The sequence below is a fragment of the Streptomyces sp. NPDC002690 genome (assembly GCF_053592415.1).
Genome location: NZ_JBSFVR010000275.1, coordinates 1 through 10,157, shown reverse-complemented (window position 1 = coordinate 10,157; position 10,157 = coordinate 1). Strand labels below are relative to the sequence as shown.

Annotated in this window: 8 protein-coding genes and 1 pseudogene; 5 read left to right on the top strand and 4 right to left on the bottom strand. The window is 72.0% G+C overall.

The window, feature by feature from the left end; genetic code table 11:
* Positions 1–120 precede the first annotated feature (120 nt).
* From ACWD3D_RS27050 to ACWD3D_RS27040, 3 genes are all read right to left on the bottom strand, one after another.
* Complete coding sequence (locus ACWD3D_RS27050; protein WP_451463395.1) at positions 121–516, bottom strand: GNAT family N-acetyltransferase; 396 nt, start codon at positions 514–516, stop codon at positions 121–123.
* Between the two features lie 439 nt (positions 517–955).
* On the bottom strand, positions 956–1,678 hold the full coding sequence (locus ACWD3D_RS27045) for an alpha/beta fold hydrolase (RefSeq protein WP_451463394.1): 723 nt from the start codon (positions 1,676–1,678) through the stop codon (positions 956–958).
* Between the two features lie 134 nt (positions 1,679–1,812).
* The gene (locus ACWD3D_RS27040) at positions 1,813–2,391 is read right to left on the bottom strand and encodes a Dps family protein (RefSeq protein WP_451463393.1); all 579 of its coding nucleotides are present in this window, start codon (positions 2,389–2,391) and stop codon (positions 1,813–1,815) included.
* 795 nt (positions 2,392–3,186) lie between these two features.
* Here ACWD3D_RS27040 and ACWD3D_RS27035 point away from each other — a divergent pair.
* The 4 genes from ACWD3D_RS27035 (at position 3,187) to ACWD3D_RS27020 (ending at position 7,154) form a co-directional block, all read left to right on the top strand.
* Complete coding sequence (locus tag ACWD3D_RS27035; protein ID WP_451463397.1) at positions 3,187–5,067, top strand: amidohydrolase; 1,881 nt, start codon at positions 3,187–3,189, stop codon at positions 5,065–5,067.
* Positions 5,068–5,180: 113 nt separating this feature from the next.
* Positions 5,181–5,843, top strand: coding sequence for a hydrolase (locus ACWD3D_RS27030; protein WP_451463392.1), 663 nt, complete (start codon positions 5,181–5,183; stop codon positions 5,841–5,843).
* Positions 5,844–5,890: 47 nt separating this feature from the next.
* Positions 5,891–6,445, top strand: coding sequence for a DoxX family protein (locus ACWD3D_RS27025; RefSeq protein WP_451463396.1), 555 nt, complete (start codon positions 5,891–5,893; stop codon positions 6,443–6,445).
* Positions 6,426–7,154, top strand: coding sequence for a YoaK family protein (locus ACWD3D_RS27020; RefSeq protein WP_451463391.1), 729 nt, complete (start codon positions 6,426–6,428; stop codon positions 7,152–7,154). The genes ACWD3D_RS27025 and ACWD3D_RS27020 overlap by 20 nt, the downstream gene beginning before the upstream one ends.
* 197 nt (positions 7,155–7,351) lie before the next feature.
* On the opposite strand, the gene ACWD3D_RS27015 is transcribed toward ACWD3D_RS27020, so the two are convergent.
* Complete coding sequence (locus ACWD3D_RS27015) at positions 7,352–8,677, bottom strand: helix-turn-helix domain-containing protein (protein ID WP_451463390.1); 1,326 nt, start codon at positions 8,675–8,677, stop codon at positions 7,352–7,354.
* A gap of 280 nt (positions 8,678–8,957) precedes the next feature.
* On the opposite strand from ACWD3D_RS27015, the pseudogene ACWD3D_RS27010 reads away from it, so the two are divergent.
* A pseudogene (locus ACWD3D_RS27010) lies at positions 8,958–9,482 on the top strand (ATP-binding protein); the annotation flags it as partial.
* Positions 9,483–10,157 lie beyond the last annotated feature (675 nt).

Below are 10,157 nucleotides of genomic sequence, written 5' to 3'. Positions count from 1 at the left end.
TGGAAGTCACGGATCGTTCGCGACCGTGCTAACCCGGTCCGACTCCTCCCCCCCCCCCCCCCCCCCCCCCGCCCGCCGGCCCCCCCCCGCCCCCCCCGCCCGCCCCCCCCGCTCTCCGCGTCAGAGAGCGATCAGCCCCGCCGCCGTCACCCGGAAACCGCAGGCATCGACGTAGAAGGCGCGAAGGTGCTCCTCGAAGTCGACGTGCAGCCAGGCGCACCCAGCGGCGCGGGCTTCGTCGGTGGCGATCGCCACCAGAGTCACGCCGACCCCGCGCGACCGGTGCCCCCGGGCCACCACCGTGTCCAGAAGGAAGGCGTGGGACCCACCGTCCCAGAGCACGTTGACGAAGCCGATCAGGGAGCCGTCCGCCCGGGCGCAGACCCAGCCCAGGCTGTGGCGCTCCAGGCGCGCCCGCCAGTCCATCCCCGTGGCCGAACCGCCGAATCCCTCGGCGTGCAGCGCGTCGAGGGCCGTGTCGTCGAAGTCGTCTCGCCATACGTAAGTGATCGTCATGTACGAGACGGTAAGGACGCGGGGGCGTTGCCCGGTGGAATCGTCGGCGGGCGGGACCTTGTCACGGAGTCGCCGAAGCCTCCAGCAGGCCTGGGGAGGGGCGCGGCCCCCCGGTACCCGGGCGGTGGAGGGCGTGAGACAGGTCCGGGCGGCCGGGCTGTCGCCGGCCGCCCGTCGGGTCATGGAGGTCGTCGCCGACCGCTTCGAGAACCGGCCCTCCCGACATGGCTCTCGTCGCCCGGTCCGCGGTCCCTCCGCGAGGGTGCGTGTACCGGCGGACCGGGCGTCGCCGTCGGGAGCCACTGCCCCGGCGACGCCCGCGCCCGCGGGGACACAGGTCGGCCCGGCGGCGGGAACCCCAGTTTCCCGCGCGCGCCACCGCACCTGACGGCCATTCAGCCGGTCAAGCGGTCGGCCGGCCGGTCGGGCAGCCAGACGGTCAGGCGGTCGAGCGGACCGCGCTCAGGATCAACTCGGTCACGGGGCCGGGGTCGCTCACGGAGACCGCGTGGGGTGCGCTGACGCTGACCGTGTGGGCGCCCGCCCGCTCGGCCATCCACTCTTCGGCGGCCGGCGGGATGTTGCGGTCCTCGGTGGCCACGAGATACCAGCTGGGGATCTCCTTCCAGGCGGCCGCGGTGGCCTTGCCCTGGAGTGCGGCGAGAGTGATCGGCCGCTGGCCCACGGCCATGACCCGCGCGGTCCCGGTGGGCACTCCCGCCGCGAACTGCTCCTCGAAAAGGTGCTGTTCGATGAGGAGTTCCTCTCCCTGGCCGCCTTCGGGAAGCGGATAGAGCTGGGTGGTGGTCGCCTCGCCCAGCGTGCTGCCGGGGAACTTCCCGGTGAGTTCCAGCGCGCTCTCGCCGATGTCCGGGACGAAGGCCGCGACGTACACGAGAGCCTTGACCTGGGAAGCGCCGGAGGCGGCGACGCTGATGACCGCTCCTCCGTAGGAATGGCCGACGAGCACCACGGGACCCTGGACGCTGTCCACCACGCTGCGGATGTAGGCGGCGTCGCTCTCCAGGCCCCGCAGCGGCAGTGCGGGCGCCAGGACGGGGAGACCCTCGCCTTGGAGGCGTTCGATCACCGAGCTCCAGCTGGAGGCGTCGGCGAAGGCGCCGTGGATCAGGACGACGGTGGGGCCGGCCGTGGGAGACATGGGTAACTCCTGGTGGATCGTGTTGCGGGCAAGGGTGACCGGCGGGCCGGGGCACCGTCGGCCGGTCGCTGAAGAGGAAGAGCGGGGGCGGGGAGCGGACAAAGGCCCGGAGGGAAGGCCCCCCCCCGGGTCGGTCAGGCCCGGACCAGCGGGGTGTCGACCAGGTGTTCGGCCAGGAACCACGCCTGCAGTTCCCCGGTCCGGATGACCTGTGAGACCAGCAGGTCGTTGGTGCCGTCGTCGCCGAGTTCGATGGTCCGGGCGGCGGCGTCGTGGGCGTCCACGAGGATCGTCTCGTGCGCCTCCAGCAGCCGGGACAGCATCGCCGGTACTTCCTCGACCCCGTCCGGAGGCCGCGGGATCGAGGTGATCCGTGCGACGTGCCGGGCGTCGCCCACGGCGACGCCGCCCAGGGACTGGACTCGTTCGGCGATGGTGTCGACGAGTTCGAGCTGCTCGCCCGCGTGCTTGTCCAGCACCAGGTGCAGTTGGTAGAAGGTCGCGCCGCGCATCAGCCAGTGGTGTTTCTTGTAGAGGCCGTAGAGGATCTGGGTGTCGGCCAGCACCTTGTTGAGCCGCTGGCAGGAGTACATCCGCGCATCGTGGGTGAGGCCGATCGGGAACTGCTTGACCGTGCCGAACTCCTGGATCACTTCGCCCTTCTGGTGCAGCCACGGCTGGCTGCTGCTCGCGGACTGGACGGGGGTGGTCATGGGTTTCCTCCTGCGGTGGCGTACTGGGTCGTTCGTACTCCTTGGACGCTAGGCGCCAGGGCCGACGCCGCGAGTCTCCCCGTGCATGCGGTGATGCCCACCAGTGCACGGTGCGTGGCGCCGGCCGGTGCCCGCCGTCCGCGTCCGCCGTCCTCCGAGGGCTGCCCCCCGTCACGTCGCCCGGCCCCCAGGACCTGGCGTGCGCACCGCTCTCCGCCCCGCGACGCACCGTGTCCGGCGCCGCGAGCCGATCCACCGCGGACCACGGGGCAGTTCCTGCCGGTCCGCGACTCCGAAGCCGTGCGCTCTCGGTACGGATCGGGTGCACTGCCGAGACAGTCGGAGCCGCGAGCTTCTCCTAATCTTCTGGACGAAGGGCTGTCCCGCAATTCCTGGTGGAACAGCGCGCGGCGTCAGATGCGGTGCATCGCACGGCGGAGAGGCGCCCGCATACTGGATGTATTCGGGCGATTTGACAACGCGGCGAGGTGCCGTAGCTGTCGTCGTGCGCCCGCCGGGAATTGCGGGACAGCCCTGAGCGGCCGGGATCTTCTCGTCCACGAACTCGACTCACGTCCGGTGGAATTCCGTGTGCGCCGCGAATCGGCCGGGCACGGCCACCGCGCGGGTGTGTTCCTCTTTCTCTCACGGCCACCGTCTCCCCCCGCGCTCCTTCGACGCGGGGGCCGAACGAAGCGAATTCCGCACCGCTGCCCATCCGATTCCTGAGCCGGTACCGGCTTTCACGGAATCAACGCTCGTCACGTTGCAGGAGGTTGTCCAAAGGTGTCCACGATGCCGGTCGGAGGGCTGGTTCCCAGCGCCACCGACAACGCTGCGGATCTCGTCGTCCGCAACGCGAAGATCCACACCGGAGACCCGGGTCGCCCGCAGGCCGGGGCTCTCGCCGTCCGCGACGGCGTCATCACCGTCGTCGGCGACGACAACGACGTGGCACCCTTCGTCGGCCCGGCCACCCGGGTGGTCGACGCACTCGGCCGCCGGATGGTGCCCGGTCTCAACGACTCCCACCTGCACGTGATCCGGGGCGGGCTCAACTACGTGCTGGAGCTTCGCTGGGACGGTGTCCGCACCCTGCGCGAGGGCCTCGCGATGCTCCGCGAGCAGGCGGCCCGGACCCCGAAGGGGCAGTGGGTACGGGTGGTGGGGGGCTGGTCGGCCGAGCAGTTCGCCGAACGGCGGCTGCCCACCGTCGCGGAGCTGAACGCGGCCGCACCGGACACCCCGGTGTTCGTGCTGCACCTGTACCAGTCGGCGGTGCTCAACCGGGCGGCGCTCAAGGCCGCCGGGCACACCAGGGACACCCCCGATCCGAAGGGCGGGCAGATCGTCCGCGGCCGGGACGGCGAGCCCACAGGCATGCTGCTGGCCGCACCGAGCGCGCTGATCCTCTACTCGACGCTGGCCAAGGCGCCGGTGCTGGAGGGCGAGGACAGGAAGATATCCACCCGTCACTTCCTGCGGGAACTGAACAGATTCGGCCTCACTTCGGCGATCGACGCCGCCGGGGGTTTCCAGAATTTCCCCGAGAACTACAGCACCGTCGCCGAACTGGCCGCGGAAGGCCGGTTGTCGCTGCGAATCGCCTATCATCTCTTCCCGCAGACCGCGGGCCAGGAAATAGACGACCTCACGCGCTGGATCGAGATGACGCGGACCGAGGACGGGGACGAATGGCTGCGTCTCAACGGCGCGGGCGAGAATCTCACCTGGGCGGCGGCGGATTTCGAGAACTTCGCCCAGCCGCGTCCGGAACATTCACCGGATTACGAGGTCGAGTTCGAGAAGGCCGTGCGCCTCCTCATGGAGAACGGCTGGGGCTTCCGGCTGCACGCCACGTACGACGAGACGATTCGCCGGGACCTCGCCGTGTTCGAGAAGCTCGCGGCGGAGGGCCTCTTCCCGGCCGGGAACCGGTGGCTCTTCGACCACGCGGAGACCGTCTCGACGGACAGCCTCGACCGGGTCGCCGCGCTGGGCGGTGCCATGTCCGTGCAGAACCGCCTGTCGTTCCAGGGCGAGGCGTTCCTGCGCCGCTACGGTCCCGGCGTCGCCGCGGACGCGCCGCCGGTACGGGCGATGCTGGAGCGCGGGCTGACCGTGGGCGCCGGTACGGACGCCACCCGGGTCTCCTCGTACAATCCGTGGATCGCCCTGCACTGGCTGGTCACCGGGCGCACCGTCGGCGACGTGGTCCTGCGCCCGCCGTTGAACCGCGTCGACCGGGCCACCGCGCTGGCGATGTTCACGCGGGCCGGTGCGGAGCTGACCGGCGAGCAGGACGTCAAGGGCGTCCTGCGCCCGGGCTGCTTCGGTGACCTCGCGGTCCTGTCCGAGGACTATTTCGAGGTGCCCGAGCAGGACATCGCGCACATCGAGTCCCTGCTGACCGTCGTCGGCGGCCGGATCGTCTACGCCACCGCCGAGTACGAGGGCCTGGACGAGGAGCTGCCGCCGGTCAGCCCGGCGTGGAGCCCGGTCACCCGCTTCGGCGGCTACCAGGCCGCCCCGCGCACCGGTCCCTCGGGCGCCCGGCAGGCCGAACTGCTCGGCCAGGCCGTCGCCGAGTCGGAGCAGCACCGCCAGTGGCGCGCACGGCGCGGTCTGGCACCCGAGACGGAGAGCCCGGTCCTCGACGACCCCTGCTTCCTCTGATCTCCCTCCGGTCTCCCGGGAGGGGCCCGGTCACGAACCGCCCCTCCCGGGCCACCACCCCATTTCTGCGCGGACGGCCGTCCGCGCCCTCACCACTCCTGAGAGGCACTCCCATGACCGACATCTCCGAGGTCACCGCCGTCCCCTCCGACGCCCTGCTGACCCCCGACAACTGCGCGGTGCTCTTCGTGGACCACCAGCCGCAGATGTTCTTCGGTACGGGCAGCGGCGACCGCACCGCGATCATCAACGCGACGGTGGGCCTGGCGAAGACCGCCAAGGTCTTCGACGTCCCCGTGGTGCTGAGCACCGTGGCCGCCGAGAGCTTCTCCGGCCCGCTCATGCCGCAGCTGGCCGACGTCTTCCCGGAGCAGAAGATCATCGATCGCTCCACGATGAACGCGTGGGAGGACGTCGCGTTCGTGGAGGCCGTCAAGGCCACCGGCCGCAAGAAGCTCGTGATCGCCGGTCTGTGGACCGAGGTCTGCATCGTGCTGCCCACCCTGTCCGCCCTCGCGCAGGGCTACGAGGTCTACGTCGTCGCCGACGCCTCCGGCGGTGTCACCCCCCAGGCCCACGAGCACGCCGTCCAGCGGATGGTCCAGGCCGGCGCGGTCCCGGTCACCTGGGTGCAGGTGCTGCTGGAGCTCCAGCGCGACTGGGCGCGTACGGAGACGTACCTGCCGGTCATGGACGTGGTGAAGGAGCACGGCGGCACCTACGGTCTCGGTGTCGTGTACGCCCAGGCCGTCATCGGCGAGCACGCGGCCGGCTGACCACTCCACCGGAATACGACGGAACGTCAGGAACAGGCATGAACGCAATGGACACCGGTCTCCTGGCCCTCCGGCTGGTGGTGGGACTCCTCATCGCGGGACACGGCGTGCAGAAGGTCAGCTTCCGGCTCGGCGGCAACGGGCTCGCGGGCGGGACCGAGGAGTTCCGCGACGACGGTTTCCGCGGCGGCCGGCTCACCGCGCTCGTCGCGGGCGGCAGCCAGATCGGCGCCGGCCTGTTCCTGGCGGCCGGCGCGCTCACGCCCATGGCGGCGATGGCCGCCATGGGCGTGATGACGGTCGCCGGAACCGTCAAACGGCACAAGGGGCTGTGGGTCCAGAACGACGGATACGAGTACCCGATGGTCCTCGTCGTCGCCTCGGGGGCGCTCGCTCTCACCGGGCCGGGCCGCTGGTCCGCCGACCGCCTGCTCGGACCGGACCCCTGGCCGCTGTGGGTCGTGGTCACGGCCCTGGTCGTGGGCCCGGTGAGCGGCCTGCTCACCCGTGCGGTGCTGCACCGCCCCGCCGCACCCCGTCCCACCGCGCCACTCCCCACCACCCCGGAAGGAGCGACTCCGCATGCGCACCCTACTCGTTGACGCGGCCCGCACGCTGGTTCCGCCGAAGGAGGACCGGCACGGCCCGCTGCCGCCCCTCATGCTGACGCTGACGGTGGTCACCGGCCTGATCGACGCCGTGAGCTACTTGTCGCTCGGACACGTCTTCGTGGCCAACATGACCGGCAACGTGGTGTTCCTCGGGTTCGCCCTGGCGGGTGCCGACGGCCTGTCCGTGCTCGCCTCACTCGTGTCGATGGCCTCGTTCCTCACCGGGGCGCTGGCCGGAGGCCGGTTCGGGTCCCGGTTCACGGCGCACCGGGGGCGGCTGCTGGCCTTCACCACGGCGTTCCAGGCGGTGCTCGTCCTCGGCGCGCTCGCCGCCGTCATGGTCTCCGACGGCGAGGTGACCAGTTGGGCCCGCTACACCCTGATCGTCCTGCTCGGCCTGGCCATGGGCATGCAGAACGCGGTCGCACGCCGCCTCGGCGTCCCCGACCTCACGACGACCGTGCTGACCCTGACACTGACCGGACTGGCCGCGGACTCCGTCCCGGCAGGCGGCGCCGCGCCCCGGCCGGGGCGGCGGATCCTGTCCGTCCTGGCCATGTTCCTCGGCGCGCTCGTCGGCGCGGCACTGCGCACCGAACTCCCCGTCACGCTGGGCCTCGCCCTGGTGTTCCTGGTGCTCACGTCCGTGGTGACGCGTCGTCTTTCGGCACCGGACGCGGCCTGGGCGAAGCCGGTATGACGGAGGCGGCGGCCTGAGCGAAGGCGGTACGACGGAGACCGCGGCCCGAGCGAAAGCGGTACGACGGAGACCGCGGCCTGGGCGAAGCCGGTACGACGGAGACCGCGGCCCGAGCGAAGGCGGTACGACGGAGACCGCGGGCCCGGGTCGTACCGCTTTCACCCCCGTGCCGACAGGACCGGTGAGCCGCCGGCCCGCTACGCGGACAGGGCTCGCCGCTCCCCTGCCGGACGGTTGTGGAGCCCGGCGAGAGCCAGGGTCCCGCCGGAAGGGGCCCGGGCTGCGAGGGACCGGCCGGGAGGCGCCGCTTCCGAGGCCACCGAGGTCTGCCACTCCCGGGGCGACATGCCGTAGGCGTCCCGGAAGGCCCGGCTGAAGTGCGAGGGACTGACGAAGCCCCAGCGTTGTGCCACGGCAGCCACGGTCAGCCTGCGGTGCGGCGAGCGGCCGAGCTCGCGTCGGCACGCCTCCAGCCTGCGGCGGCGGATCAGCCGGCTCACCGTGGTGCCTTCGTCCTGGAAGAGCTTGTGCAGATAGCGGACGGAGATGTGATGGGCGCGGGCGATCGAGCGGGGCGACAGATCGACATCGGTGAGATGCAGTTCGATGTGGTTCCGGATACGGGCCGCCAGCTGCGTGCCGGGGTCGGCGGGGGCCGGGCGCTCGGCCACGACGCGTTCGTCGACGAGCGTGGCGAGAAACTCCACCACATTGGCGACGAGTCGGCTCCCGCTCGGGGACCGGTGGGCCACCCCCTTCTCGACGAGCGCCGACAGAAGGTGCGACACCAGCGCCCCCACCCCCTCCGCGCCCCGCAGCGGTGTCCCCGTGACCCGGCGCAGATCGGCTTCGGTGATCGCCAGCAGGCGCCGCGGCACGTGGAGGACCGTCATGCGGTATGCGTCCCCGGAGCGCGGGCAGGCGCGGGTGCCCGCTCCGCAGAACACGACGTCACCCGGCTCCAGGGAGACCTCGGTCCCGTTGTGGGTGAGCGCTGTCGCACCGTGGACGTGCAGGGCCACGTACACCGTCTCCCCGTCGTCGGAGTCCGACAGCCACGGCGGAACGCAGACCCGTTCCCGGCCCGGGGGCACGGAGTCTCCGGACTGGCCGGATTCGCCGGAAGCGTGGGAGCCGTGGGCCTCCAGGACGGAGATCCGCAGGCGATCGGCCGGCCCCCCGGGGGCGCGTCCTCCCCGCACGGGCAGGCGCGGGGGCCCCTGTGGGGAGGCCGGTGGAACGGAGGAACCGGAGGAGACGGGAGGAAGGGGAATGCGCAAAAGGCCCGGGACGGCCGAGGGGCTCACGGGGAGGGCCGGCTCTACGGCCGGGCCCTCCCCGGCCACGGCACGGCAGCACCGGCCGACCGGTCCGTCCGCACCCGCCCTCCCTCGTCCTCCCGAACCGCGGCCCGTCTCGGCCCCGGCCTTCGGCTGCGTATGCACTGCGTTCCTCACGCTTGATCTCTCCGTCTTCACTTCAGTGGTCGACACCCCGCCACGTCGACAGAGCGATCGGGGCATCCGCACGTCCCCGGCATGCGGCGCGGCACCCGTCCGCACGTTCGTCCGCCGGGCTTCTACCGGCCCTGCTCGGGGCATCGCTTCCAGATGCTCCGGATGCTGTCAGGGGGACGGAGCGTGGCGCTTCTGTCATGTGACCGGTCATCGCCGGTGAGCGTCCGCGACGGGGCTCCGCCGGTCGCTCCACCCTGCCGACCTGGCAGGATGCCTTGGAGCGGCCGTTTCGTGCGTCGCTCCGCGCCCCTCGGGGCGGCGGTTTCGCAGGGAAGGGAAGAGCACCATGGATCCCGGTATCAAAACGGTGGACGAACCGGAGATCCTGAGCAGGGAAGCCGAGCTGTCCCGGATCTTCGAGCTGGTCGACACCGCGGAAGGCACCGGCTCCAAGGTGCTGGTGCTGACCGGCGAGCCCGGAGCCGGCAAGAGCACCCTGGTGGACCGGGCCGCCTCGTACGCCGCCTCCCGCGGCCGCCTGGTGCTCCGGGTACGGGGCGCCGAAGGCGAGCGGGAGCTCGGCTTCGCCGGGATCCACCAGCTGCTCCACCCCCTCCTCGGCGGCATCGAACGGCTGCCCGCCCCTCAGGCCAAGGCGCTGCGCGTCGCATTCGGGACGGAGGAGGCGGAACCCTCGCAACGGCTCGACCCGATGCTGACCCGGCTCGGCGTACTGACCCTGCTCTCGGACGCGGCCGCGGAGCGGCCGCTGCTGCTCGTCGTGGACGATGCCCAGTGGCTGGATCTCGGCTCCCTGGAGGTACTCGCCTTCGTGGCCCGGCGGCTGGAAGGCGAACCCGCCGCCCTGCTGCTCGCCGCCCGGGACGAGGCGGTTCCGGAGCGGTTCGACCGCGTCTTCCCGCATCTGACGGCCGGTCCGCTGGACCGGGCCGCGTCCGTGCTCCTGCTGAACGCCCAGCCGCACCCGCCCCGGGGGCGGGCCCGGTCCCAGATCCTCCAGCAGGCGGCCGGGAACCCGTTGGCCCTCATCGAGCTCACGCGTGCCTTCGCGAAGGACCCGAGCCGCCGTGACCGGGGGGCGATCGACTCGCTCCCCCTCACCGCCCGGCTGGAGCAGATATTCGCCGCCGAGCTCCCCACCCTCCCCCAGGCGACACGGCGGGCCCTGCTCCTCGCCGCGGCGGCCGGCACCGCTCAGCTCTCCGATGTGCTCCACGCGGTTCCGGGCCTGGGCGGCCCCGAGGTGTGGCTGCCGGCCGAGCGGACGGGGCTGATACGTGTCGAGAGCGGCGAGGTGCGGCTGCGCCATCCGCTCGTACGCTCCGCGATCTACCAGGCCGGCACCTTCACCGAGCGCCGCGAAGCCCATCTGGTGCTCGCCACCGCCTTCACCGACGAACCCGACCGTCGCGCCTGGCATCTCGCGGCGGGGCCGGCGCGGGAGCGCTTCGCCTCCACGACGAGGTCGGTGGCGGTGAGTTCCGCACGGGCCTTCTTGACCCGTGCCGGCTTCCACCCGGTCCAC

Bases quoted from the DNA above. Each gene is read 5' to 3' on its own strand.
- ACWD3D_RS27050 (WP_451463395.1), bottom strand. From the start codon at position 516: ATGACGATCACTTACGTATGGCGAGACGACTTCGACGACACGGCCCTC.
- ACWD3D_RS27045 (WP_451463394.1), bottom strand. From the start codon at position 1,678: ATGTCTCCCACGGCCGGCCCCACCGTCGTCCTGATCCACGGCGCCTTC.
- ACWD3D_RS27040 (WP_451463393.1), bottom strand. From the start codon at position 2,391: ATGACCACCCCCGTCCAGTCCGCGAGCAGCAGCCAGCCGTGGCTGCAC.
- ACWD3D_RS27035 (WP_451463397.1), top strand. From the start codon at position 3,187: ATGCCGGTCGGAGGGCTGGTTCCCAGCGCCACCGACAACGCTGCGGAT.
- ACWD3D_RS27030 (WP_451463392.1), top strand. From the start codon at position 5,181: ATGACCGACATCTCCGAGGTCACCGCCGTCCCCTCCGACGCCCTGCTG.
- ACWD3D_RS27025 (WP_451463396.1), top strand. From the start codon at position 5,891: ATGGACACCGGTCTCCTGGCCCTCCGGCTGGTGGTGGGACTCCTCATC.
- ACWD3D_RS27020 (WP_451463391.1), top strand. From the start codon at position 6,426: ATGCGCACCCTACTCGTTGACGCGGCCCGCACGCTGGTTCCGCCGAAG.
- ACWD3D_RS27015 (WP_451463390.1), bottom strand. From the start codon at position 8,677: ATGCCCCGATCGCTCTGTCGACGTGGCGGGGTGTCGACCACTGAAGTG.